Genomic DNA, 25,552 nt, shown 5'->3' with positions numbered 1-25,552 from the left:
GCGTAGATCTGCACGTCCGCGTTGAACTTCGTCTTGAAGCGGGCCTTGAACTCGTCCATGCCCTTCTTCTGCTCGCCTTCGACGCCGCCAGCCTCGGCGCACACCACCTGGCTGTCCTCCATCGCGCCGCCCGACAGCTTGGGCAGCTCGCCCGAGCAGATGCCGTCGCCGCCCATGAACTTCGCCTTGATGCCCAGCTGCTTCATCTGCCGGATCATCGGGCCCGCCACCGCGTCCATCCCGCCGAAGAACACGATGTCCGGCTTCTTCGCCTTCAGGTTGGTCAGGATCGCGGTGAAGTCCGTCGCCTTGTCGTTGGTGAACTCGCGCGCCACCGTGCGGCCGCCCGCGGCCTTCACGCCCTTCTCGAACTCGTCGGCAACGCCCTGACCGTAGGCGGTGCGGTCATCGATCACCGCGATCGACTTGCCCTTGAGCTGCGTCACCGCGTACTTGCCCAGCGTGCCGCCCAGGTGCACGTCGTCCGCCACCACGCGGAAGGTCGTCTTGAAGCCCTGGCGCGTGTACTTCGGGTTCGTCGCCGTCGGCGACACCTGCGGAATGCCCGCGTCGCTGTAGATCTTCGACGCCGGGATCGACGTGCCCGAGCTCAGGTGGCCCACCACGCCGGCGACCTTCGAGTCCACCAGCTTCTGCGCCGCCGCCGTGCCCTGCTTCGGGTCACCGCCGTCGTCCTCGGCCAGCAGCTCGAACTTCACCTTCTTGCCGCCGATCGTCACGCCCTTGGCATTGAGCTCGTCCACGGCCATGCGCGCGCCGTTCTCGTTGTCCTTGCCCAGGTGCGCGATGCCGCCGCTCGTCGGGCCCACATGGCCGATCTTGACCACTTCCTGGGCCGAGGCAGAGCCTGCGGCAGCCAGCAGCGCCAGGCCAGCGAGAGCGACATTGAGCTTGTGATTCATGGATCAGAACTCCAGGGTTGCGAATGATGGGGAATGACAGGCGGAAAACTTAACCCAAATCCGGACCGCTCTCCAGCGGCTGGATCAAGTTCGCGGGTAAGCCCTCAGACAACGGCGGAGCCGCCGATCCGGATGACGCCGGGACTTCAGCGCGAGCGATGCCGCGCCAGCTCCTGCGCCACCGCCCGGCGCACCACGTCACGCAGCGTGAGCACCAGCTGCTCGCGGACCTCGTCGACCAGGCTGTCGGCCAGGCGCTCGAGCACCGGCGCCAGGCTCTCGCGCAGCCGGAACTCCAGCAGCCGGTCGACCTGACGCTGCATGTCGCCGAGCACCTGCAGCACGATCTGCTCCTGCAGATCGGCCGGCAGCGCGGCGGCCGCTGTCGGCGACGACGCAGCTTCGGCCACGGCCGAAGCCCCCGCGGACAGCAGGCTGCGGCCGGACTCGATGGCCAGCGCGACCGCCACCGCCTCGGCCGCGGGCAGCGCGCCGCCACCGCCTGCAGCCGGTAGTGCTTCCGGCAGCGCAACTTCGGGCCGGGCCGGCAGCACCACCTCGGTGAGGACCGGCACCTCGGGCGGCGCGATGCGCGGCGGCATGCCAGTCGGGCTCATGCGCCGCCCGCCTCGTGCTTCTCGATGGTCGCGCCGGCAGCGCCGTAGCGGCGCCAGCGCGCGCGCGCGCGATCGCGATCGAACTCGTCGCGACTGACCACCTCGATGACACGCCGGTACTGTTGCCAGTCGGACGGCACCTCGTGCCCGAGGTTGACCAGCACGTCATGGCCCAGCGCCGGGCTGTGGCGCTCGAGCAGCAGCACCGGCGTCTCGCGCAGCCGCTGCGGCACCACGTCGGCATCCGCGCCGCGCCAGTGCGGCACGAATTCCAGCGGCTCGAAGGTCCACAGCAGCCGGTCGATCTCGGTGAGCATCGCCGCCTCGCCGGTCACCACCACCCGCGCACCGCTGCGCCAGGCCTTGCGCAGCAGTCGGCAGACATAGCCACGGCGCTCGGGCACGTTGAAGTGAAAGGCGACCGCCGGCATCACGCCGTCCGCGCTCACGGAGGCATCGCTCACTGGGCCTGCGACAGCACGAAGTGCGTCAGCAGCGGCACCGGGCGGCCGGTGCCGCCCTTGGCTGCACCGCCGCGGAAGGCCACGCCCGCCACGTCGAGGTGCGCCCAGCGGTAGGCCTGGGCGAAGCGCTGCAGGAACTTGGCCGCGGTGATCGCGCCGCCCGCACGCGGGCCGACGTTGGGCACGTCGGCGAAGTTGCTCTTGAGCACCTCGTCGTACTCCTCGTCGAGCGGCAGGCGCCAGGCGGTGTCCTGCGCGGCACGGCCCGCGGCCAGCAGCGTGTCGGCCAGCGCGTCGTCCGGGCTGAAGAGGCCGGCGTGGTGATGGCCCAGCGCGATGATGCACGCGCCCGTCAGCGTGGCGATGTCGACCACCGCCGCCGGCTTGAAGCGCTCGGCGTAGGTCAGCGCGTCGCACAGGATCAGCCGACCTTCGGCATCGGTGTTGAGGATCTCGATCGTCTGGCCCGACATCGAGGTGACCACGTCGCCGGGCTTGACCGCGCGGCCGTCGGGCATGTTCTCGCAGGTCGGGATCAGGCCGATCAGGTTGACCTTGGGGCGCAGCGCGGCCACCGCGCGGAAGGTGCCCAGCACGCTGGCGGCGCCGCCCATGTCGAACTTCATCTCGTCCATCTCGGCGGCCGGCTTGATCGAGATGCCGCCGGTGTCGAAGGTGATGCCCTTGCCGACCAGCACCACCGGCGCGTCCTTCTTGCCCGCGCCCTGGTACTTCAGCACGATGAAGCGCGGCGGCTCTTCCGAGCCCTGGGCGACGGCCAGGAAGGAGCCCATGCCCAGCGCCTCGATCTCCTTGCGCTCGAGGATCTCGGCCTTGACGCCCTTCATCTTCGCCAGCGCGCGGGCCTCGTCGGCCAGATGCGAAGGCGTGCAGTGGTTGGCCGGGCGGTTGGCGACCTCGCGCGCCAGCTCGACGCCGGCGGCGATCGCGGCGCCGCGCGCCAGACCGGTGCTCACCTCGGCTTCGGCGGCCGGCGCACAGACCAGCTCGACCGTGACCAGGCGCGAAGCCTCGGGCGCGCTCGGCTTGGTCAGACGGTAGACATAGACCAGATCAGCGGCCACGCAGGCCGCAGCCTCGGCCATCGCGGCGTCGGGCTGGCCTGAGCCCGCCCAGACCAGCGCGGCACGGCTGGCGCCGCCTCCCTTGATCAGGCCCAGGCCGGCGGCCAACGCCTTCTTCCAGGCGCGGGCGCTGCCGTCGGCGGCCACCGCGACCGCCAGCCGCGCGGCCTTCAGGCCGGCCGGGCGATGCACATAGAGCGTGCGCCCCGGCTTGAGCGCCAGGTCGCCGGCGGCCACCGCCTCGTCGAGCAGCGCACACAGCGCCGCGTCGAGCTGCCACTGGGCACGATCCGGAGGCACGACCACGACCAGCGCCTCGCGGTCGAGTTGCGAAAAGTCCGGCGATTCCGCCACGAGAGTTCGAACGTCCATAATTCCGCGCTGTTCCAAGACGCGCCGATGTTATTCGATTCCACCCTACGCAAGGATCTTTCCCGAAGTTTCGGCGGCACGCTGATCGTCATCCTGACGATCGTGCTGACGATGATGCTGATCCGCACCCTCGGCATGGCCGCCGGCGGCAAGGTCTCGCCGCAGGATGTCGTGCTGCTGCTGGGCTACATCGCGCTGGCGCAGCTGCCGACGATGCTGAGCCTGTCGCTGTTCGTCGCGGTGGTGTCGGTGCTCACGCGCATGTACCGCGACAGCGAGATGGCGGTCTGGTTCAGCAGCGGCGTGTCGATCGCGCGCTTCGTGCGGCCGGTGCTGCGCTTCGCCGTACCGGTGCTGGTGGCGGTGGCGGCGCTGATGCTGCTGGTCTGGCCCTGGGCCAACCGCAACACCACCGAGCTGCGCGACCGCTACGAGCGCCGCTCCGACCTGTCGCGGGTCGCGCCGGGCCAGTTCCAGACCTCCAGCGACGGCCGGCGGGTGTTCTTTCTCGACAAGCAGTCGGCCGACAGCAGCGACGGGCGCAACATCTTCATTCTCGACCAGCGCGAGGACGGCGAGTCGGTGACCACCGCCCAGGCCGGGCGCATCGAGCCGCGCGAGGACGGCCAGCGCGAGCTGGTGCTGTCGAACGGCGCGCGCACCGATCTCGATGTCGAGGGCGGCACCCGCACCATCGCGCGCTTCGAGCGCTATGTGGTGCGCATCGGCGAGAAAAGCGCCGGCCCGCTGGTCGAGCTGCCTCCGAAGGCGCAGGACACGCTGGCCCTGCTGCGCGCGGACAGCGCCCGCAGCCGCGGCGAGCTGGTCTGGCGCCTGGGCATGATCCTGGCCGCCTTCAACCTGCTGCTGTGGGGCATCGGCCTGGCCTCGGGCGGGCCGCGCGGCGGCAACAACTGGGTGCTGATGGTGGCGCTGCTGGGCTTCGTCGTCTATTTCAACCTGGTCTCGCTGAGCCAGGCCTGGGTGGCCAACGGCCGGCTGCCGGCCGCAGGCGCCCTGCTGGCGGTGCACGGCTCGATGCTGGCCGGCGCGCTGGCGCTGCTGCGCTGGCGGGTGGCGGGCTCGAACCTGCCGCGCCTGCCCTGGCACCGCCCCCCTTCACCGACCTCCTGAATTCCCGAACGAACGACCGACCATGCGCACCGTCCGGCGGCTGCTTTACCGCGAGATTCTCGGCGCGACGCTGTTCGTCACGCTGGCCTTTCTGGGCCTGTTCTTCTTCATCGACCTGGTGAGCGAGCTCGACGCGATCGGGCGCGACTATCGCCTCGAGCAGGCGCTGCTGGTGTGCGTGCTGCAGCTGCCCGGCCATCTCTACGAGCTGATGCCGATCGCGCTGCTGATCGGCGCGATCTACGCGCTGGCCCGGCTGGCGCAGTCGAGCGAGTTCACCATCCTGCGCACCGGCGGCCTGGGGCCGGGGCGCGCGCTGTGGCTGCTGACGCGGCTGGGGCTGGTGATGGCAGCGCTGACCTTCGTCGTCGGCGACTATGTCGCGCCCTGGTGCGACGCGCAGGCCACCGTGATCGAGTCGCGCCGCCATGGCGGGCTGTCGGTCGGGCGCGGTGGCCTGTGGCTGCGCGACAGCCGTGCCGAGGCCGACGGCGAGCACCGCTTCACCATCAGCATCGGCGCGGCGCCCGACGAGGGCGAGCTCGAGCGGGTGCGCATTCTCGAGTTCGGCCCGAAGGGCGAGCTGCGCACCCGCACCACCGCCGAGCGCGCGCGGGTCGGCGCCGACGGCACCTGGCGGCTCGAAGGCGTGCTGGTGTCGCAGTGGGCGGCCGATGCCACGCCGGCGCTGCAGCCCGACCGCCGCCACGCCACGCTCGACTGGCCCTCGACGCTGACCCGCGAGGTGGTCTCGGCCGCGGTGCTGCCGCTGCGCACCATGTCGACCGCGGCGCTGTGGACCTACATGAGCCACCTCTCCAACCATGAGCAGACCGCCCAGCGCCATGCGATCCAGTTCTGGAAGAAGGCGCTCTACCCCTTCGCCTGCCTGGTGATGCTGGGCCTGGCCCTGCCCTTCGCCTACCTGCACGCCCGCGCCGGCGGCGTGCCGCTGAAGGTCTTCGGTGGCATCCTGCTGGGCATCAGCTTCGTGCTGCTCAACAATGTCAGCGGCCATCTGGGCCTGCTGCACGACTGGACGCCCTGGCTGGCCGCCAGCGTGCCCAGCGTGGTCTACCTGCTGATGTCGCTGGCGGCCTTCAGCTGGCTGGTGCGCTACCGCTGACGCCCCCCACCCCATCCTGCACCCTGTCCGGAGACCCCCGATGCAAGGCATCCTGCTGTTCGCCCACGGCGCCCGCGATCCCGCCTGGGCGCGCCCCTTCGAGACCATCGCCGCGCGCATGCGCGAGGCCGCCGGCGGCCGCCCGGTCGCGCTGGCCTATCTCGAGCTGATGGAGCCGCGCCTGGACGCGGCCGCCCACGCGCTGGCCGCGCAGGGCTGCACCACGATCACCGTGGTGCCGCTGTTCCTGGGCGCCGGCGGCCATGTGCGCCGCGACCTGCCCGAGCTGCTGGCCCGCCTGCGCGCGCAGCTGCCGGCGGTGACGATCCGCGACACCGCCGCGATCGGCGAGACCGAGGCCATCACCCGCGCGATCGCGCAGGCCGCGCTGACGCTGGTCGACGACCCCCGCGCCGGAGCGCCCGCCGCATGAACCTGCACCAGTTCCGCTTCGTCCAGGAGGCCGCCCGGCGCAACCTGAACCTGACCGAGACCGCCCGCGCGCTGCACACCTCGCAGCCCGGCATCTCCAAGGCTATCCTCGAGCTGGAGGAGGAACTGGGCGTGGACATCTTCGCGCGCCACGGCAAGCGGCTGCGCCGCGTGACCGAACCCGGCCGCCAGGTGCTGCAGTCGATCGAGATCATCATGCGCGAGGTCGCCAATCTCAAGCGCATCGGCGAGGACTACTCGCGCCAGGAGGCCGGCACGCTCTCCATCGCCGCGACCCACACCCAGGCGCGCTACGTGCTGCCCACGCCGGTGGCGGCGCTGCGCTCGCGCTACCCCAAGGTCGCGGTCAGCCTGCACCAGGGCACGCCCGAGGACGTGGCGCAGATGATTCTCGACGACGCGGCCGAGATCGGCATGGCCACCGAGCGGCTGACCCAGTACGACGAGCTGGTGACGCTGCCCTGCTACGAGTGGCGCCATGTCGCGGTGCTGCCGGTCGGCCATCCACTGGCGCGGCTGGAGCGCCCGACGCTCGAGCAGCTCGCCGCCGAGCCGCTGATCTCCTACCACCCGTCCTTCACCGGCCGCTCGAAGATCGACGCGGCCTTCGAGCAGCGCGGCCTCAAGCCCAGCTTCGTGCTGGAGGCGATCGACTCGGACGTCATCAAGACCTATGTCCGGCTGGGTCTGGGCGTGGGGCTGGTCGCCGAGATGGCGGTGCTCGACGATGTGCTGTGCGCCCCCGGCGGCGACCTGACCGCGCGGCCGGTCGGCCATCTGTTCGGCCCGAACGTGGCGCGCATCGCCTTCAAGCGCGGCGCCTACCTGCGCAACTTCGTCTACACCTTCGCCGAGCTGCTGTCGGACCGGCTGACCCGGCCGCTGATCGAGCGCGCGATGCTCGGCCAGAGCCTCGACCAGCCCGCCGCCAGCGACGGCCTCTGAGCCCCGCCCACCGCCTTTGCCCTGGAGACCCCCGATGCCCACGCCCGCCCTCACCAGCCGCCTTCCGGCTGTCGGCACGACCATCTTCACCACGATGAGCGCGCTGGCGCAGCAGCACGGCGCGGTCAACCTCGGCCAGGGCTTCCCGGACTTCGACGGCGACCCGCGGCTGATGCAGGCGGTCAAGGACGCGCTCGACGCCGGCCACAACCAGTACCCGCCGATGGCCGGCGTGCCCGCGCTGCGCGAGGCCATCGCCGCCAAGATCGCCGCGCTGCACGGCCGCGCCTACGATCCCGGCCTGGAAATCACCGTCACCGCCGGCGCCACCCAGGCGATCCTGACCGCCATCCTGGCGCTGGTGCATCCGGGCGACGAGGTGATCGTGCTCGATCCCTGCTACGACAGCTACGAGCCCTCGATCCTGCTGGCGGGGGCGCGCGCGGTGCATGTGGCGCTGACGCCGGGCCGCTTCCGCCCCGACTTCGCCGCCATCGCCGCGGCGATCACGCCCCGGACCCGCGCCATCCTGATCAACACACCGCACAACCCGACCGGCACCGTCTGGACCGAGGCCGAGATGCAGCAGCTCGCCGCGCTGCTGGCCCCCACCGACATCCTGGTGCTGGCCGACGAGGTCTACGAGCACATGGTCTACGACGGCGCGACGCACCAGAGCATCGCGCGCCACCCCGCGCTGGCCGAGCGCGGGGTGCTGATCTCCAGCTTCGGCAAGACCTACCACGTCACCGGCTGGAAGGTCGGCTTCGTCGCCGCGCCGGCCGCGCTGATGGCCGAGTTCCGCAAGGTCCACCAGTTCAACGTCTTCACCGTCAACACGCCGATGCAGCACGCGCTGGCGGCCTTCATGACGGATGCGGCGCCCTACCTCGAGCTGCCGGCCTTCTACCAAGGCAAGCGCGACCGGTTCCGCGCCGGGCTGGCCGGCACGGGTCTCGCGCTGCTGCCCTGCGAAGGCACCTATTTCCAGTGCGTGAGCTACGCCGGCCTGGCGCCGGAGATCGCCGCGCTGCCAGAAGTCGCCTTCTGCGAATGGCTGACCCGCGAGGTCGGCGTGGCCGCCATTCCGCTGTCGGCCTTCTACCCGGACGGGCGCGACCAGCAGTTCGCGCGGCTGTGCTTCGCCAAGCGCGACGAGACGCTCGAGCGCGCGCTCGAGCGGCTGCGCCAGCACCTGGTCCCGCACGGTCCGCAGGCCTGAGGGAAAGTCCCGATCTGATCGGAACCGTTTGCGCCAGAAAGAACGAACGATCGTTCTTTTTTGCATGCCAGAATCGGCGCCCATGCCGATTGCCGCCGATCTCTTCACCCCGCCGCCCCGGCGCCGCCTCTACCTGATGCGGCACGGGGCGGTCGACTATTTCCTGCCCGACGGCACGCCGCTGCCCCCGCACGAGGTGCCGCTGAACGCCGCCGGCCGCGCTCAGGCCGATGCGGCTGGCACGCTGTTCGCTGCAGCGGGCGTCGCCTTCGACCGGGTCGTCGTCAGCGGCCTGCCCCGCACGCTGGAGACCGCGCGCCGGGTGCTGGCCGCCTGCGGCCAGTCCGAGCGGCCGATCGACATCGAGCCGGACTTCGAGGAGATCCGCCCGGGCCGGCTGTCCAGCCTGGCGCCGGAGCAGCTGCGCGCGGCCTTCACCGGCGCGTTCGAGCCGGCGCCCGGCGAGACCCAGGCGCAGAGGATCGAGCAGCGCGCCTTTCTCGGCGGCGAGACGATCGGCGCGCTGCTCGACCGGGTGCTGCCGGCGATGGCGCGGCTGCAGGACGACGCCGGCTGGCAGACCGCGCTGCTGGTGCTGCACGGCGGCGTCAACCGCGCGCTGCTGTCGGGCTGGCTGTGCGGCGGCCGCGCCTTTCTCGGCCGGCTGGAACAGTCGCCGGCCTGCATCAACATCGTCGATCTCGGCCCCGGCGGACAGGATGCGGTGCTGCGCGCCGTCAACCTCTCGCCCACCGACTGGCTGCAGCCCGACGAACGCACCACCACGATGGAAAGACTGCTGGCGCAGTACGCCGGCGGCCTGACGACGCGATGACCACCCCTGTCCTGACCCCCGAGGAGCGCCGGAACATCGAATCCGGCTCCTGGTTCTCCAAGCTGTCGCCGGCGCTGCGCCACGACATCATCAGCCGCACCATCATCCGCCGCTACCCCGACGGCATCCAGATCGGCACCCGCGGCGCCCCCGCCACCGACTGGATGGCGGTGGCCAGCGGCGCGGTGCGCGCCAGCTCGGTGTCGATGTCGGGCAAGCAGATCACGCTGACCTATGTCGAGCCCGGCACCTGGTTCGGCGACATCTCGCTGTTCGACGGCCTGCCGCACACCCATGACGCCACCACGCACGGCCCGACCACGCTGCTGATCGTGCGCAAGCATGACTTCTTCGACCTGCTCTCGCGCCATGCGGAGCTGTCGGAGGCGCTGCTGCGGCTGAACTGCCGCCGGCTGCGGCTGATGTTCGCCTCCTTCGAGGACTTGAACACCCGGCCGCTGTCGGCCCGGCTGGCCAAGCAGGTGCTGCACCTGTCGCGCAGCTACGGCATCAGCCACGGCGAGGAGATCCGCATCGGCCTGCAGCTGGCGCAGGAAGACCTGGCGCAGCTGGTGGGCGCCTCGCGCCAGCGCGTCAACCAGGAGCTCAAGAGCTTCGAGCGCGAGGGCGCGGTGCGGGTCGAGCCGACGCGACTGGTGGTGCTCTCGCGCGAGAAGCTCATGGCGATCGCCGAGCGATGACCACTGATCGCTGACCACTGATCGCTGACCGTCCGTCACCGAAGCGCCGCCGCCCCGATTCCTCCCCTGCCCGGAGATGCCTGCGATGACCGCTCCCGCCCCGACCACCCGCCCGGTCGCTCCTCAGCATGCCTTCGACACCGACGCGCTGGCCACCTGGCTGCGCGGGCGGCTCGACGGCTTCGACGGCCCGCTGCAGGTCGAGCAGTTCAGCGGCGGCCAGTCCAACCCGACCTTCCGGCTGCGCACGCCCTCCGGCCAATGGGTGATGCGCGCCAAGCCGGGACCGGCGGCGAAGCTGCTGCCCTCGGCACACGCGATCGAGCGGGAATTCCGGGTGATGGGCGCGCTGGCCACCACCGAGGTGCCGGTGCCGCGCATGCTGCTGCTGTGCGAGGACGAGACGGTGATCGGCCGCGCCTTCTACCTGATGGCGCATGTCGAGGGCCGGGTGCTGTGGGACCAGACGCTGCCGGGCATGACACCGGCCGAGCGCGGCGCGATCTATGACGAGATGAACCGCGTGATCGCCGCGCTGCACCGGGTCGATCCGCAGGCGGTCGGTCTGGGCGACCTCGGCCGCCCGGGCAGCTACTTCGAGCGCCAGATCGCGCGCTGGAGTCGCCAGTACCAGGCCTCGGTCACCGAACCCATCGCCGAGATGGACCGGCTGATCGACTGGCTGCCGGCCCATCTGCCTGCGGCCGCGCGCGACGACACGCAGGTCGCGGTGGTGCATGGCGACTACCGGCTCGACAACCTGATCTTCCATCCGACCGAGCCGCGGGTGCTGGCGGTGCTGGACTGGGAGCTGTCGACGCTGGGCCACCCGATCGCCGACTTCAGCTATCACGCGATGTCCTGGCACATCCCGCCGGGCGCATTCCGCGGCATCGGCGGCTGCGACCTGCCCGCGCTGGGCATTCCAGCCGAGGACGACCATGTGCGCCGCTACCTGGCGCGCACCCGCCCCGGCATGACGGCCGACGCGGTCGAGGCGCTGCTGGCCGACTGGGACTACTACCTCGCCTACAACCTGTTCCGCATCGGCGCGATCCTGCAGGGCATCGCGCGCCGGGTGGTCGACGGCACCGCCTCGAGCGCGCAGGCCCGCCAGGCCGCGGCCGGCGCCCGCCCGATGGCCGAGCTGGCCTGGCGGCACGCGCAGCGTGCCGGGGCGCGCTGACCGGGCGGAGGCTCAGCGCCGCGGCGTCGGCGGCGGCTGGGTGGGCGCAGGCATCGACATCGCCATCATGTCGCTGTCCATCGGCAGTTCCAGCACCGACGGATTCTCGAAGCCCGAGGGCGGCCCCATCGCGCCGATGCGCCGGCCGCCAGCCGCACTCGACAGGCCCGGGCGCAGCGGCGCGGGCGGTGGTGCATCGGGCTCGTCGACCGGGCGCAGCAGCGCCTGGCGGGCCGACAGCAGGGCCGACTGCGCCAGCGCACGGGCGCCGTCGAGCATCGACTCCTCCAGCGCGCCCGCCTCAGTGCGCAGGTGGATGCAGCCGCGCAGCGTCATCAGCACCAGCGGCGCGGTGTCGCCAAGCCAGAGGTTGGAGGCCCGGCTGACGCGGCTGAGCAGATCGCCATCCAGCCAGCGCCGCGCGTGCACCGGCGAGGACGACATCAGCACATAGCCGGCGGCCGATGACGGGACCGGCACCTTCTCGAGCATCGACAGCCAGCGCACCTCCTCGGGCAGATCGGCATCGATGCCGGTCTGGTGGGCGCTGGTCAGCGTCTGGTAGGCCTCGCCGCCGAGCTGCTGGGCCAGACGGCGCGACATGAGCATCATCTCCATCTGCCCGGGCAGTCCGGCGTCGATGCGGATGCGCAGCTCGCGGCCCTTGATGTAGGCCCGGTGCGAGGGGCCCCATTCCATGCGCCCGCGCCGGTCATCGCAGTCGAACTCGATCACCCGGCCTTCGCCGCGCCGTACCCGCTTGAGCTGATGCCCGCGGCTGTGGGCCCAGCCATCAAGCAGCCGCGAGTCGGGCTCGTCCTCCGGACGGGAGCCGAACATCTTCTGCAGCTTCTGCAAGGCCTTGAACATGGTGGACGGGTGAAGGCGGTTTCTCTGCCTCCTTATCGGCCAGACCGCAACCGGGCTGAAGTTCTGCCGGTTCCGCAGCTTCCCACGCGGTCAGGGGGCACGGCCGCGCCGCTCAGCCCGGCAGCGCGACGATCTCCACCTCGACCGTCAGCCGCTCGCGCCCGCCGCCGCTGCGCACGCCGCGGATCGGCGAGCAGGCCGCATAGTCGGGGCCGACCGCCAGCCGCACATGACGCGCGTCGACCAGCCCGACATGGGTGATGTCGATACCCAGCCAGCGGCGCGAGGCCGGATCGGGGCAGATCTCGGCCCAGGCATGGCTGGCCAGCGACTCGCTGCCCGGCGCATGGAAATAGCCGCTGACATAGCGGGCCGGAACGCCCAGACCGCGACAGGCGGCGACAAAGGCATGCGCCTGGTCCTGGCAGACGCCCGCTCCGCCCTGCCAGGCCTGTGCCGCGGTGGTGGTGGCATCGGTGGCACCGGAGCGATAGCGCACCCGTGCGGCCACATGGCGGGCCAGCGCCAGCGCCTGGTCTTCGTCGCGCGGCGCGTCCAGACCGGCCTCGCGCAGATCATGGCGCATCGCTGCATCCAGCACGGCCAGCGGCGAGGGCGCCAGATAGACACGAGGATCCGGCCCGGCCAGCTCCGGCGACCAGGCCTGGCCGTGCGTCTCGACCACGCCGGAGGCCTCGCAGCGCAGCTCGCGCTCGCCGGCCTCGATGTGCATCAGATGGCTGCGGTTGCCCCAGGCGTCGGTGTGCGGCTGCAGCCGGCCGCTGACATCGAGGCACCAGTGGTGGACCTGCTGCCCGGCGCCGGAGCCGGGCGTCAGGCACAGGGTCTGGACCGCGGCGCGCAGCGGGCTGGCGTAGCGGTAGCGGGTCAGGTGACGGATTTTCAGTTTCACGATCCGCACCACGATCGCAAGAATCGCGCCCGGAGCCGGGGCCCGCTCACGCCATCGGCGCTCACTCCATCGGCATCACCGTCACGCCGACACGCGGCACCGCACGGCCGCCGCCGCGGATCACGCCACGCAGCGGTGCCACGTCGGCATAGTCGCGGCCCCAGGCCAGCGTCACATGATCGAGGCCGGCGGGCACCGCATTGGTCGGATCGAGCGCGACCCAGCCATGCAGCGGGCACCAGACCGCGACCCAGGCATGCGAGGCATCGGCGCCGACCAGCCGCGGCTGCCCCGGCGGCGGCTGCGTCAGCAGATAGCCGCTGACATAGCGCGCCGCCAGCCCGAGCGAGCGCATCGCGCCGATCATCACATGGGCGAAGTCCTGGCAGACGCCCTGGCGCTGCGCCAGCGCCTCGGGCGCGCGGGTGTTGACCGAGGTGGCCAGCGGCCGGTACTCGAAGCGGCGATGGATCAGGTGCATCATCGCCAGCGCCCCGGCCAGCAGCGGCACGCCCGGGCGGAAGACCTCGGCGCCGAAGCGCGCCAGCGAGGCCTCGCGCGGCGCGTACAGCGAGCCCAGCGTGAACTCCACGGCCGGCTCGAAGCCGGCGCCGGGCCGGTAGTCGAGCCGCTCGGCGACCACCTCCCAGGCCGGACTGGCCTCGGGCTGCAGCCGCGGCAGCGGCGCGATGTCGGCGACGAAGCTGGAGCTGACCACCAGCCGGTCATGCACCCGCGAATGCGAGAAGCTCACCCGGTGATTGCCCCAGGGGTCGAGGCTCTGCTGCACGCCCGGCGTGACCAGCACCGTCTCGTCGCCGGCGCGCAGCCCAGCCGGCAGCACCACCTCGCCAGCAGCCATTGCAGTGACATCGGGCTGCGGCGTGACCGTCAGCTGCCACTCCAGCACCTGCTGCAGCGGCGTGTGGCGCGGGCGCAGCATGCCCAGGTGATGGGCCAGCTCGACCGGCGCGTCGTAGTCGTAGCAGGTCTCGTGCAGCACCCGCAGGCGGCGCGGCGCCTGCGGATCGACCACTTCGAGGGGCTCGGAAGGCTCTTGGATCTCGGGAAGCGTCATTGCCAGACGGTGCGGTCGGCCGGGCCGACATGGGAAAACAGATGCCGGCTGATCTCGCCGGAGACGCCCAGCGCGGCCTGGTGGCATTCCTGCAGCGCGCTCATCAGGGCGCTGTGGCGGCCGTGGGCGTCGCGGGTGCTGAGCGTCTCGAGCGACCAGTCCGACGGGCGCGGCAGGGTCAGCGTGACCGCCGCGGCCCAGTCCGGATCGTGGCGGGCGAGCTTGCGCAGCCGCTCGCGCAGCGTGCGCGCCACCCAGGCCAGCGAGCGCGGGTTGTCGGTGTCCTGCACCAGCAGATGCAGCAGCGGCGGCACCTCGCGGCGGGCCTGGAACTGCGCGCGGTAGGTGATGGTCGAGTCGAACAGGCCCAGCAGCAGCGCGAAGCCGTCGTCCAGATCGTGCAGCCCGGCCTCGAAGCCGGCCTCCAGCGCCTGCGCCAGCATGTCGAGCCGCTCGATCTGGCGCGCGACGCTGAGCAGGCGCCAGCCGTCGTCGCGGGTCATGCGGTCGGTCTGCGCGCCGGTGATGGCCGCCAGATGCAGCGCGGCCTGGTTGAGCACGCCCAGCACGTCGCTGAGCGGCTCGTGGCCCTCGCGCGCGCCGATGCCGGCGAGCTGGCGAGAGAACAGCTCGCTCAGGTGCTTGATCAGACCCCAGTGCTCGGTCGAGAGCCGCTCGCGCAGCGCCTCGGCGCACTGGCGCAGCGCCTGCAGGTTGTAGGCCACGCTGAAGCTGCCGCGGGTGTCGCCGAGCGAATGGATCAGCGCCCGCTCGAACACCCTTGCGGCCTGCGAGGAGCCCTGCACCGGCAGCGGTACCGCCGCGCCGATCATGCCCTGCCCGACCAGCAGCCGGTGCAGCACCTGCAGCACCGGCGCGCTGCCCGCGGGCAGCGCCTCCAGCGCCAGCCGCGCCAGCCGCACCGAGTTCTCGGCCCGCTCGGTGTAGCGGCCGAGCCAGAAGAGATTTTCCGCCGCCCGGCTGGTGACCACCCGTCGCCAGCCGGCCAGGTCGGCAGCATCGAGCGGACGCGGCAGCAGCGTGGTGGCGTCGACCTCGCCGTCGGTCAGCACCCAGGTGTCGGTGCTGGCCGAGCCGGACTGCATCGACAGGTAGGCATCGACGCCGCTGCGCCGCCCGGCCACCCGGGTCAGGCCGCCGGGCAGCACCTGCCAGCCACCGGCGCCGTCCGACATCGCGTAGACCCGCACCACCACCGGGCGCGGCTCGAGCCGTCCGCCATGCCAGACCGGCAGCTCGGAGGGACGCGCCGGCATCACCAGCGTGTGCGCGGCGCGGTCGGCGTCGATGCGTGCCTCCCACTCGCGCAGCGCCTGCGGCGAGAGCTCGCTGGTCATCACCGGCGCGAAGCTGCGCGTCACCGCGCCGGCCGGGAAGGTCGGCACGATCAGGTAGTCGCGCAGCCGCGGGCGGGTCGCCTCCCAGACGCTGGCCTCGCCGCACCACCAGCTGGTGTGCGCCGGCAGCTTCAGGGGCTCGCCCAGCAGCCGGTCGGCGATGCCGGGCCAGAAGGCGCTCAGGCCGGGGCTTTCCAGCACGCCGGCGCCGGGCGCATTGGCCAGCACCAGCTCGCCGGCGCGCACCGCCTGCACCAGGCCCGGCACGCCCAGCGCCGAGTCCGGGCGCAGCTCCAGCGGATCGAGCCACTCGTCGTCGACCCGGCGCAGCAGCACATGCACCTGCTCCAGCCCGCCGAGCGTCTTGAGATAAAGCCGGTTGCCGCGCACCGTCAGGTCCGAGCCCTCCACCAGCGTGATGCCCAGATAGCGCGCCAGGAAGACATGCTCGAAGTAGGTCTCGTTGCGCGGCCCCGGCGTCAGCAGCGCGATGCGCGAGTGCGCGCCGGCCGGGCTGTCGCGCAGCAGGCCCTCGATCATCGTGCGGAAGGCCGAGGCCACCCGTTGCACTTTCAGCGCGCGGAAGGCCTCGGGAAACTGCTGGCCGATGATCAGCCGGTTCTCCAGCAGATAGCCCAGGCCCGAGGGCGACTGGGTGCGCTGGCCGACCACCCGCCAGCTGCCGTCGGGCGCACGCGCCAGGTCGAAGGCCACCACATGCAGCCAGCGGTTGCCGGCCGGGCGCACGCCGTGCATCGGCCTCAGGTACTGCGGATGCGCCAGCACCAGCGAGGGCGGCAGCAGGCCGTCGTGCAGCAGGTCCTGCGGGCCGTAGAGATCGGCAAGCGTCGCGTCGAGCAGGCGCGCGCGCTGGCGCACGCCGGCCTCGATGTGACGCCACTCGTCGGGCGTGATCAGCAGCGGCAGCAGCTCCAGCGGCCAGGAGCGTGCGCTCTCGCCGCCTTCGGCATAGACGTTGTAGGTCGCACCATCCTCGCGCACCCGGCGCTGCACCCGCGACAGGCGTGCGGACAGGTCCAGCCAGCCGGCCACGCCGTTGGCCTCGAAGAAGCGTTCCCACACCGGCGCCAGGCCGGAGGGGGTCGCCGGGGATCCGGATCCGACGAGCACCCCGCGCAGCTCGTCATGGTGTCCGGTCGTTCCGGCCAGCGCCGACGCGGCGGCCAGAAGGGCCGCCCCGGGCGTCTCGTCGGGAAGAAGACTCGATTGCATCGGCGCATCATGCACCGGAGCGCGGGACTTGCGGCTCCGGGAGAGCCGCAATCGTGTCCCGACGCGTACCGATGTTGCAGTTCCGGATCAGCCGTCGCGGCAGCGATCAGCCCCGGCGCAGGTCCAGCGTGAACGGGAACTCCAGGCTGCGCTTGGTCTCGCCGACGACCATGCGACCCGGGGTATGACCCATCGCGAAGAAGCGCGCCAGGCGGCGGCTCTCGGCCTCGTAGGAGTTCACCGGGAAGGTCTCGTGGTTGCGCCCGCCCGGATGCGCGACGTGGTACTGGCAGCCGCCCAGCGAACGCTCGTTCCAGGTGTCGACCAGATCGAAGGTCAGCGGCGCGTGCACGCCGATGGTCGGGTGCAGCGCCGAGGGCGGCTGCCAGGCGCGGTAGCGCACGCCCGCCACATACTCGCCGACACGGCCGGTGGGCTGCAGCGGCAGCGGCACGCCGTTGACCGTCACCACATGGCGGCGCTCGACCAGACCGCTGACATGCACCTCGATGCGCTCCAGCGACGAGTCCACATAGCGCACCGTGCCGCCGATCGCGCCTTCCTCGCCCATGACGTGCCAGGGCTCGAGCGCGCTGCGCAGCGTCAGATGCACGCCCTTGGCCGAGACCTCGCCGACCTTCGGGAAGCGGAACTCGAAATGCGGCGCGAACCAGGCGGCGTCGAAGCCATAGCCGGCGCGCTGCAGGTCCTCCATCACGTCCTCGAAGTCCATGCGCACGAAGCTCGGCAGCAGGAAGCGGTCATGCAGCTCGGTGCCCCAGCGCACCAGCGGCGCGCGGTAGGGCTCGTTCCAGAAGCGCGCGATCAGCGTGCGCAGCAGCAGCTGCTGCACGATCGACATCTTCGCGTGCGGCGGCATCTCGAAGGCGCGCAGCTCCAGCAGACCCAGCCGGCCGGTGCTGGAATCAGGCGAATACAGCTTGTCGATGCAGAACTCGCTGCGGTGCGTGTTGCCGGTGACGTCGATCAGCACGTTGCGCAGCGTGCGGTCGACCAGCCAGGGCGGCATGTCCGCGCCGTAGACACCCTTGTTGCGCTCGATCTCGCGCAGCGCGATCTCCAGCTCGTAGACCTGGTCGTTGCGCGCCTCGTCCACCCGCGGGGCCTGGCTGGTCGGGCCGATGAACAGGCCCGAGAACAGGTAGGACAGCGAGGGATGGTTGTGCCAGTAGACCAGGAGCGAGGCCAGCAGGTCCGGCCGGCGCAGGAAGGGCGAGTCCGCCGGCGTGGCGCCGCCCATGACCATGTGGTTGCCCCCGCCGGTGCCGGTGTGGCGGCCGTCGAGCATGAACTTCTCGGTCGACAGGCGCGTCTTCCAGGCCGCGTCGTAGAGGAACTCGGTGTGCTGGACCAGCTGGCGCCAGTTCTTCGCCGGGTGGATGTTGACCTCGATGACGCCGGGGTCGGGCGTGACCTGCAGCAGCGTCAGGCGCGGATCGCGCGGCGGCGGGTAGCCTTCCAGCACGACCTTCACGCCCTGCGCGGCCGCCGTGGCCTCGATGGCGGCGAGCAGTTCGAGGTAGTCCTCCAGGCGCGCCAGCGGCGGCATGAAGACATACATCACGCCCGACGGGCTGCCGACCTTCTCGGCCTTCGGGCCGTTGGCGCGGCGCGGGTCGCGCACCTCGACGCACAGCGCGGTGCGGGTGATCCAGTGCGCCGACTCGAAGCGCTGCGGATGGCGCGCCAGTTCCTCGGCGCTCAGGCCGTCGAGCGGCGACAGGGTGCCGGCGCGGCCGGTCGCGCCGGTCCCATTCCCGTCATTGCCGCGCAGGCGGGAATCCACGCCCGCCGCACCGGCCACGCCGCCATCCAGCGCCGTCTGACCGCGTGGGTCCCCGCCTTCGCGGGGATGACGGGCTGTGCTGCCGGTGGCGGTGCTGCCGTCGGCATTGCCGTAGATGTCGCCGAAGCCGTAGTCGCCGTCGAAGGTGCCGCCCTGCAGCGCCACCGTGCCGCCTTCGGCGAAGCCGCCGCCGGCCACATGCGCGGCGTACTGCTGGCGCACCACATGGGCGGCCGGCAGCGCGTCGCGCGGCGCGAACGGATCCTGCTCGATCAGGAAGGGATAGTCCTTCTTCGCCACCCAGGGCAGCGAGTCCAGCGGCAGGCGGTAGCCCATCGGCGAGTCGCCGGGCACCAGGTACATGCGCTCGTCGCGGAAGAACCACGGGCCGGTGACCCAGCGCGGGCCGCCCAGCGCCGGGCCCTCGGCCGGCTTGATCGGCAGCACGTAGCCGATCTCCTGCTCCAGGCCCTGGTCGAAGACACGGCGCAGGCGCATGCGCTCGAGCTCGTCGTCCAGCCGCGAGTCGAACGGGTCGACGTTGACCGGCAGGCGGCGCTCGCGCCACAGGTAGTACCAGGTGTCCTCATAGCCGGTCTGCACGAACTGGTCGGTCAGGCCCAGGCGCGCGGTCAGGCCCAGCATGAAACGCTTGGCATCGGCCGAGGTGTACTGGTGGTTGTCGCGCTCGTCGGCGAACAGCGACATGTCGTGCCAGCACGGCTGGCCGTCGGCGCGCCAGTAGGCCGACAGCGCCCAGCGCGGCAGCTGCTCGCCCGGGTACCACTTGCCCTGGCCGAAGTGCAGGAAGCCGCCCTGGCCGTACTCGTCGCGCAGGCGCTGTACCAGCTCGGTGGCGTAGAGCCGCTTCGTGGGGCCGAGCGCGTCGGTGTTCCACTCGGCGCCATCGCGGTCGTCGACCGAGACGAAGGTCGGCTCGCCGCCCATCGTCAGGCGCACGTCGCCCGCGACCAGCTCGGCATCGACCTGCTCGCCCAGCGCCAGCACCGCCGACCACTGGTCCTCGCTGTAGGGCTTGGTCACGCGCGGGGATTCCCAGATGCGCGTGATCTTCATCTCGTGCGCGAACTCGACCTCGCACTCGTCGACCGCGCCGGTGATCGGCGCCGCGCTGGAGGGCTGCGGCGAGCAGGCCAGCGGGATGTGGCCCTCGCCGGCCAGCAGGCCCGAGGTCGGGTCCAGCCCGATCCAGCCCGCGCCCGGCAGATAGACCTCGCACCAGGCATGCAGGTCGGTGAAGTCGACCTCGGTGCCGCTGGGGCCATCCAGGGCGACGACGTCGGACTTCAGCTGGATCAGGTAGCCGGAGACGAAGCGCGCGGCCAGGCCCATGTGGCGCAGCGTCTCCACCAGCAGCCAGCCGGTGTCGCGACAGGAGCCCGAGGCCTTGGTCAGCGTCTCCTCCGGCGTCTGCACGCCCGGCTCGAGGCGGATGGTGTAGCGGATCTCGTTCTGCAGGCGCTGGTTCAGCCCGACCAGGAAGTCGATCGTGCGCACCTCGCTGCGGTCGATGGTGTCGAGGAAGGCCTGCAGCGCGGGCGTGGCCGGCGCCGGCTCCAGGTACGGGGCCAGTTCCTGCTTCAGGCCGTCCTCGTAGACGAAGGGGAAGTTCTCGGCGCCCGGCTCGAGGAAGAAGTCGAAGGGGTTGTAGACCGCCATCTCGGCCACCAGATCGATGGTGACCTTGAACTGCGTGGTCTTCTCCGGGAAGACCAGGCGGGCGAGATAGTTCGAGAACGGATCCTGCTGCCAGTTGATGAAATGCGTCTCGGGCTCGACGCGCAGCGAGTACGACAGCACCGGCGTGCGGCAGTGCGGCGCCGGGCGCAGGCGCACCACCTGGGGCGAGAGCGTCACCGGCCGGTCATACCGGTAGTGGGTGACGTGATGGAGAGCGACGTGGATGGACACGGCGTGATCTTTCTTGAAATGAAAAGACGACCCCGGCGACTGTAGTCACCGTGCATGACCGCACGGTGCACGACGGTTCGCCGGGGCGAGCGGGGCCGGCACGGGTCCGGTCCGCGGCAGGAATCAGTCCGTCCGTCAGACCGCGACGAGGAAGTCGCGGCTGATGCCCGCGCCCAGCTCGTTGACGCGGTCGAGGAACTGCGTCAGGTAGGCATGCAGGCCGGTGGCGAGGATCTCGTCGATGCGGCCGTACTCCAGATCGGCGTGCAGCCGACCCGCGCGGCGCAGCGTCTCCGACGAGTGGTCGTTGGCCACCAGCTTCAGGTTGACCTCCACCTCCTGCGTGCAGGCGGCCAGCGAGCGCGGCATGTCCGGGCGCAGGATCAGCAGCTCGGCGACCTTGTCCGACTGGATGACGTTGCGGTAGACCTTGCGGTAGACCTCGAAGCCGGAGACCGAACGCAGGATCGCCGCCCAGTGGTAGAAGTCGTACTCCTGGTCGCGGTCGTCGGCGGCGCCGTAGAAGTCGCTCTCGACCGCATGGAACTTGACGTCGAGCAGCCGCGCGGTGTTGTCGGCGCGCTCCAGGAAGGTGCCGATGCGCACGAAGTGCAGCGCCTCGTCCTGCAGCATCGTGCCGACCTGCACGCCGCGCGACAGGTGCGAGCGGAACTTCACCCACTCGAACAGCGCGCTGGGGTCGCGCTCGAGCAGGCCGTCGCGCAGCAGGCGGTTGAACTCCAGCCAGGTCTGGTTGGTGGTCTCCCAGACCTCGGTGGTCAGCGCGCCGCGCACCGCGCGGGCGTTCTCGCGCGCCGCGCGCAGGCAGCTCCAGATCGACGACGGGTTGCGCTCGTCGCGGACCATGTAGGTCATGACGGTGGCGGCGGTCACGTCGCCATAGCGGCGCGCGAAGTCGCCGCTGAGCTCGGAAATGCTCAGCAGGCCGCGCCAGCCCAGCTCGGAGACAGCCGCCGACTGCGGCAGCAGCGCGGTCTGGTAGTTGACGTCGAGCATCCGGGCGGTGTTCTCGGCGCGCTCCATGTAGCGCGACATCCAGAACAGGTGGTCGGCGGTTCGAGACAGCATGCGGAAATCCTTGACCTTGTCTTTCGTTGTCGTTGTGCGGGCGTCACGCCCGGCTCAGTCCTCGAGCACCCAGGTGTCCTTGGTGCCGCCGCCCTGCGAGGAGTTGACCACCAGCGAGCCCTCCTTCAGCGCCACGCGGGTCAGGCCACCGCAGACCATCTGCACCTCGTTGCGCCCGGACAGCACGAAGGGACGCAGGTCGATGTGACGCGGCGCGATGCCCTTCTCCACGAAGGTCGGGCAGGTCGACAGGCTCAGCGTCGGCTGCGCGATGTAGTTGGTCGGATTGGCGATCAGGTGCTCGCGGAACTTCGCGATCTCGTCCTTGCTCGCGGCCGGGCCGACCAGCATGCCGTAGCCGCCGGCGCCGTGGACCTCCTTGACGACCAGCTCGGGCAGGTGGTCGAGCACGTACTTGAAGTCCTCGGTCTCGCGGCACTGCCAGGTCGGGACGTTGTTCAGGATCGGCTTCTCGCCGAGGTAGAACTCGACCATCTTCGGCACGTAGGCGTAGATCGACTTGTCGTCGGCCACGCCCGTGCCGATGGCGTTGGAGAGCGTCACGTTGCCGGCGCGGTAGGCCGCCAGCAGGCCGGGGCAGCCCAGCGTCGAGTCCGGCCGGAAGGCCAGCGGATCGAGGAAGTCGTCGTCGAGGCGGCGGTAGATCACGTCGACGCGCTTCGGGCCGCGCGTGGTGCGCATGAAGACGAAGTTGTCCTTGACGAACAGGTCCTGGCCCTCGACCAGCTCGACGCCCATCTGCTGCGCCAGGAAGGCGTGCTCGAAGTAGGCCGAGTTGTACATGCCCGGCGTCAGCACCACCACCGTCGGATCGTTGATGCCGCCCGGCGCCACCGAGCGCAGCGTCTCCAGCAGCAGATCGGGGTAGTGCGCGACCGGCGCGATGCGGTGCTGCGCGAACAGCTCGGGAAAGAGCCGCATCATCATCTTGCGGTTCTCGAGCATGTAGCTCACGCCCGAGGGCACGCGCAGGTTGTCCTCCAGCACGTAGTAGGTGCCCGAGCCGTCGGGGTTGGCCGCGCGCACGATGTCGATGCCGGCGATGTGCGAGTAGATGCCGCCGGGCACGTCCACGCCGATCATTTCCGGGCGGTACTGCGCATTGGCCAGGATCTGCTCCGGCGGCACGATGCCGGCCTTGACGATCTCCTGGCCGTGGTAAACGTCGTGGATGAAGCGGTTCAGCGCGGTGACCCGCTGGCGCAGGCCGGCTTCCAGCTCGCGCCATTCGTGGGCGGGAATCACGCGCGGGATCAGGTCGAAGGGGATCAGCCGCTCGGTGCCTTCGCCGGAATCCTTGTCGCCATAGACGGCGAAGGTGATGCCGACACGGCGGAAGATCATCTCCGCCTCCTCCCGGCGGGCCTGCATGACCTCTCCGGGCTGCTGCTGCAGCCAGCGCTCATAGGTACGGTAGTGGTCCCGGACGACCGGACCGCTCGCATTCATTTCATCGAACATCATTGTTCTCGTCGTGGTGGTTGAGCGTGCACAGGGTTTAGCAAGTTCAGGGCCAGTCACGGTCTGTCGTCCGGAGACAGTGGCAGATGCCAGTAGCGGATGCGATCGTCCTGCTCGCACCACGCCGATGCATTCGCACCGTACCAGTGCCATGCACCACAGCGGTTCACGTGGATCACTTCTGTACCGCGTGATTGAAGACGCTGCACGACCGCCACCGCCGGATGACCATGCGGATTGAACCTCCCGGCCTGCACGATAGCCCAGCCCGGAGTCACCGAATTGACAAATTGCAAGCTCGATGAAGATGCACTTCCGTGGTGCGGCACCTGCATCACGTCGGCCCGCAGGCGCCCTGACTGGCGCAGCACCAGCATCAGTTCCTGCGCCTGGCCGATGTCGCCGGTCAGCAGCGCGACCCGACCACCGCCGGCCACCCGCAGCACGCACGACAGCGCGTTCGAGCCGGGACGCTCCGGCCCGGTGCGGGCCAGGGCCGCCGCCGTCGGATGCAGGAACTCGAACTCGACGCCATCGCGCGCCCAGCGCAGGCCGGCCTGGCAAGGCTGGTGCGGCACGCCGGCCAGGCGGTCACGCAGCGCATGGCCGGGCTCGAGCGAGCTGTGCATCAGCCGCACCGGCAGCGCCGCCAGCAGCGAGGCGGCGCCGCCGCTGTGGTCGCTGTCGCGGTGGCTCAGCACCAGATGGTCGAGCTCGCGCACGCCCAGGCGGCGCAGCAGCGGCAGCAGCACCCGCTCGCCGGCGTCGCCGGCCTCGCCCTGGCGGCCGTAGGCCGGTCCGGTGTCGTGCAGCAGATCGTGGCCCGCGGTGCGCACCAGCACCGCATGGCCCTGGCCGACATCGGGCACGATCAGCTCGAAATGCCCGGGTGGCGGCCGCACCAGCGCCGGCCACAGCAGCGGCAGCAGCATCGGCACCGCCAGCAGACGCAGCGCCCAGGGCCAGGGCAGCGTCAGCAGCACCGCCGCAGCCAGACCCAGCGCCTGCGCCCAGACTGGCGCCGCCGCCGGACTCCAGGCCGCACCCGGCCAGGCCAGCAGCGGCGCCAGCATCAGGCGCAGCAGGTCGATCGCCCAGACCGCCGGCAGCCACAGCGGCTCGAGCAGCAGGCCCAGCAGCGCCAGCGGCGTCACCACCAGCGTGATCAGCGGAATCGCCACCAGATTGGCCGGCAGCCCGACCAGCGCGATCTGCTGGAAGAACAGCAAGGTCCACGGCGCCAGCCCGAGCGTGGCCACCCACTGGCTGCGCAGCAGGGCGCGCAGCGACTCGCGCAGCCACGCCCCCCCCAGCGGCTGCGCCGGCCTCGTTCGCATGCGCGCGCCAGGCGGCTCCGAGGCGATCAGCAGCGCCACCGCGACAAAGGACAGCCAGAAGCCCGGCTGCAGCAAGGCCCAGGGATCGGCCAGCGCCACCACCGCCGCCACCAGCGCCAGCAGGCGCGGCATCGGCCAGTCGCGCGCGCCTTCGCGCAGCAGTGCCACCGTGGCCAGCATCAGCACGGTGCGCTGCGCCGGCACGCCCCAGCCCGACAGCAGCGCGTAGCCGAGCGCCGCCAGCACCCCGCCCAGCCGGGCCGCACGCGGCGCCGGACACCTCAGCATCAGCCCGGGCCAGGGCCCGTGCCGCCACAGCAGCGCGATCAGCCCGCCGGCCAGCCAGGCGAACATCGTCACATGCAGGCCGCTGATCGCCATCAGGTGGCTCAGGCCGGCCAGGCGGAACAGCGCCCAGTCCTCGCGCTCGATCGCGCTCTGGTCGCCCAGGCTCAGACCGGCGATCACCCCGGCCGCCGGCCGCTCGCCCAGCACCGCGAACAGATGCTCGCGCCGGTCCTGGCGCCAGCGGTCGATGCGGGCCTGGCCGGTCTCGCCCAGCAGCACCGGCCGGTCGGCCGCGACGCCGCTGCGCTGCACCACCCGGCCCTGGCCGCCCAGACCCTCCTCGAGCGCACGCAGCGCCAGGTCCGGCCCATGCAGCGGTGCCGGCGCCTCGACCGGACGCAGTCTCAGCGCCAGTCGCCAGCGCTGGCCGGCGCGTGGCGCCCCGGCACGAGGCGGCGGTCCGGACAGGCCGCTCTCGCCCCAGAAGACCTGCAGCCGGCGCGGCAGCACCAGCCGCGCCGGCTCGGGCGCATCCGCCGCATGCGCGCCGCTCAAGGTGCCGGGCCAGCCGGCACGCTCCACCGCGATCTGGCCCCGCCAGGCGCCCTCGCGCCAGACCGGCAGGCCGACGATCACGCCCTCGACCTGCACCAGCCGGTCCTGCAGCGCCGGATCGAGCCGGTCGCGCAGGCCGGCCTCGGCCCGCAGATCGGTCAGCAGCAGCGCGGCCGGCACCAGCGCGATGACGCCGAGCCTCTGCGGCCAGCGGCTGCACACCCGCCAGATCCACCGGGTCTGCCCGCCCCCCCAGGCCAGCAGGAGCAGCAGCGCGGCCGCCAGCAGGGCCTGGCGCTCGGGCGGCGCCAGCAGGCGCGGCTGCTGGAGCTGCAGCAGCGTGCCCGCCAGCACCGCGACGGCCGCCACGCCCAGCTGCATCACGGCCGAGACCCCGTGCAGGCTGCTGACCATGCGCCCTCCCCTTTCGGCTCAGTGTAGGATCGCGCCCAGCCGGGCGGTGCACGGGTGATCCGCGCTTGACAGCGCCTGAACGCACCGCACCGGAAACGAAAAATTCACCCCGAACCGAACCGATTCACGGAAC

The 25,552-nt window shown here is 71.3% G+C and carries 20 protein-coding genes; 8 read left to right on the top strand and 12 right to left on the bottom strand.

Going from position 1 to position 25,552, the window contains the following annotated elements; translation table 11 throughout:
- The 4 genes from BW996_RS19545 to BW996_RS19530 form a co-directional block, all read right to left on the bottom strand.
- Positions 1 to 923 (bottom strand): branched-chain amino acid ABC transporter substrate-binding protein (locus tag BW996_RS19545; RefSeq protein ID WP_076458592.1); only part of this gene is annotated, 923 nt, incomplete at its 3' end.
- Between the two features lie 146 nt (positions 924 to 1,069).
- Positions 1,070 to 1,540 carry a hypothetical protein gene (locus BW996_RS19540; RefSeq protein WP_139330960.1) on the bottom strand — a complete coding sequence of 157 codons (471 nt, stop codon included), beginning with the start codon at positions 1,538 to 1,540 and terminating at the stop codon, positions 1,070 to 1,072.
- Complete coding sequence (locus tag BW996_RS19535) at positions 1,537 to 2,004, bottom strand: DNA polymerase III subunit chi (RefSeq protein WP_245801930.1); 468 nt, start codon at positions 2,002 to 2,004, stop codon at positions 1,537 to 1,539. Before BW996_RS19535 ends, BW996_RS19540 begins: the two co-directional genes overlap by 4 nt.
- Positions 2,001 to 3,461: a leucyl aminopeptidase gene (locus tag BW996_RS19530; protein WP_037486010.1), complete on the bottom strand. Its 1,461-nt coding sequence runs from the start codon at positions 3,459 to 3,461 to the stop codon at positions 2,001 to 2,003. The genes BW996_RS19535 and BW996_RS19530 overlap by 4 nt, the downstream gene beginning before the upstream one ends.
- Before the next feature lie 27 nt (positions 3,462 to 3,488).
- Between BW996_RS19530 and lptF the strand changes: the two genes are divergently transcribed.
- The 8 genes from lptF to BW996_RS19490 all read left to right on the top strand — a co-directional run bounded on the left by lptF (position 3,489) and on the right by BW996_RS19490 (position 11,063).
- Entirely contained in the window at positions 3,489 to 4,595 is a 1,107-nt protein-coding gene (lptF, locus tag BW996_RS19525; RefSeq protein ID WP_037486008.1) for an LPS export ABC transporter permease LptF, read from the top strand.
- Between the two features lie 22 nt (positions 4,596 to 4,617).
- Positions 4,618 to 5,721, top strand: coding sequence for an LPS export ABC transporter permease LptG (gene lptG / locus BW996_RS19520; protein WP_037486007.1), 1,104 nt, complete (start codon positions 4,618 to 4,620; stop codon positions 5,719 to 5,721).
- Positions 5,722 to 5,761: 40 nt separating this feature from the next.
- Positions 5,762 to 6,154, top strand: coding sequence for a sirohydrochlorin chelatase (locus BW996_RS19515; RefSeq protein WP_037486006.1), 393 nt, complete (start codon positions 5,762 to 5,764; stop codon positions 6,152 to 6,154).
- Positions 6,151 to 7,119 (top strand): CysB family HTH-type transcriptional regulator, encoded by a 969-nt coding sequence (locus BW996_RS19510; protein WP_037486005.1) that lies wholly within the window; start codon positions 6,151 to 6,153, stop codon positions 7,117 to 7,119. Before BW996_RS19515 ends, BW996_RS19510 begins: the two co-directional genes overlap by 4 nt.
- 34 nt (positions 7,120 to 7,153) lie before the next feature.
- Entirely contained in the window at positions 7,154 to 8,341 is a 1,188-nt protein-coding gene (locus tag BW996_RS19505) for a pyridoxal phosphate-dependent aminotransferase (RefSeq protein ID WP_037486004.1), read from the top strand.
- 82 nt (positions 8,342 to 8,423) lie between these two features.
- A complete protein-coding gene (locus BW996_RS19500; RefSeq protein WP_037486003.1) occupies positions 8,424 to 9,176 on the top strand; it encodes a histidine phosphatase family protein in 753 nt (250 codons plus the stop codon).
- Positions 9,173 to 9,877, top strand: coding sequence for a Crp/Fnr family transcriptional regulator (locus BW996_RS19495; protein ID WP_037486002.1), 705 nt, complete (start codon positions 9,173 to 9,175; stop codon positions 9,875 to 9,877). Before BW996_RS19500 ends, BW996_RS19495 begins: the two co-directional genes overlap by 4 nt.
- A gap of 85 nt (positions 9,878 to 9,962) precedes the next feature.
- On the top strand, positions 9,963 to 11,063 hold the full coding sequence (locus BW996_RS19490; protein WP_139330959.1) for a phosphotransferase: 1,101 nt from the start codon (positions 9,963 to 9,965) through the stop codon (positions 11,061 to 11,063).
- A gap of 12 nt (positions 11,064 to 11,075) precedes the next feature.
- On the opposite strand, the gene BW996_RS19485 is transcribed toward BW996_RS19490, so the two are convergent.
- The 8 genes from BW996_RS19485 to BW996_RS19450 form a co-directional block, all read right to left on the bottom strand.
- A complete protein-coding gene (locus BW996_RS19485; protein WP_051632321.1) occupies positions 11,076 to 11,933 on the bottom strand; it encodes a hypothetical protein in 858 nt (285 codons plus the stop codon).
- A gap of 112 nt (positions 11,934 to 12,045) precedes the next feature.
- On the bottom strand, positions 12,046 to 12,846 hold the full coding sequence (locus BW996_RS19480) for a transglutaminase family protein (RefSeq protein WP_037486017.1): 801 nt from the start codon (positions 12,844 to 12,846) through the stop codon (positions 12,046 to 12,048).
- Between the two features lie 61 nt (positions 12,847 to 12,907).
- A complete protein-coding gene (locus BW996_RS19475) occupies positions 12,908 to 13,882 on the bottom strand; it encodes a transglutaminase family protein (RefSeq protein WP_037486014.1) in 975 nt (324 codons plus the stop codon).
- Between the two features lie 38 nt (positions 13,883 to 13,920).
- A complete protein-coding gene (locus BW996_RS19470; protein WP_037485997.1) occupies positions 13,921 to 16,515 on the bottom strand; it encodes a circularly permuted type 2 ATP-grasp protein in 2,595 nt (864 codons plus the stop codon).
- A gap of 106 nt (positions 16,516 to 16,621) precedes the next feature.
- Complete coding sequence (locus BW996_RS19465) at positions 16,622 to 20,254, bottom strand: transglutaminase family protein (protein ID WP_076459063.1); 3,633 nt, start codon at positions 20,252 to 20,254, stop codon at positions 16,622 to 16,624.
- Positions 20,255 to 20,389: 135 nt separating this feature from the next.
- Positions 20,390 to 21,343, bottom strand: coding sequence for an alpha-E domain-containing protein (locus BW996_RS19460; RefSeq protein ID WP_037480442.1), 954 nt, complete (start codon positions 21,341 to 21,343; stop codon positions 20,390 to 20,392).
- 54 nt (positions 21,344 to 21,397) lie between these two features.
- Positions 21,398 to 22,813 carry a circularly permuted type 2 ATP-grasp protein gene (locus BW996_RS19455; protein ID WP_245801929.1) on the bottom strand — a complete coding sequence of 472 codons (1,416 nt, stop codon included), beginning with the start codon at positions 22,811 to 22,813 and terminating at the stop codon, positions 21,398 to 21,400.
- Between the two features lie 68 nt (positions 22,814 to 22,881).
- Positions 22,882 to 25,419, bottom strand: coding sequence for a DNA internalization-related competence protein ComEC/Rec2 (locus BW996_RS19450; RefSeq protein WP_051631787.1), 2,538 nt, complete (start codon positions 25,417 to 25,419; stop codon positions 22,882 to 22,884).
- Positions 25,420 to 25,552: the final 133 nt, after the last annotated feature.

Source organism: Sphaerotilus natans (assembly GCF_900156335.1).
GTDB classification, from domain to species: Bacteria; Pseudomonadota; Gammaproteobacteria; order Burkholderiales; family Burkholderiaceae_C; genus Sphaerotilus; species Sphaerotilus natans.
This window is presented reverse-complemented; position numbering and strand designations above follow the sequence as displayed.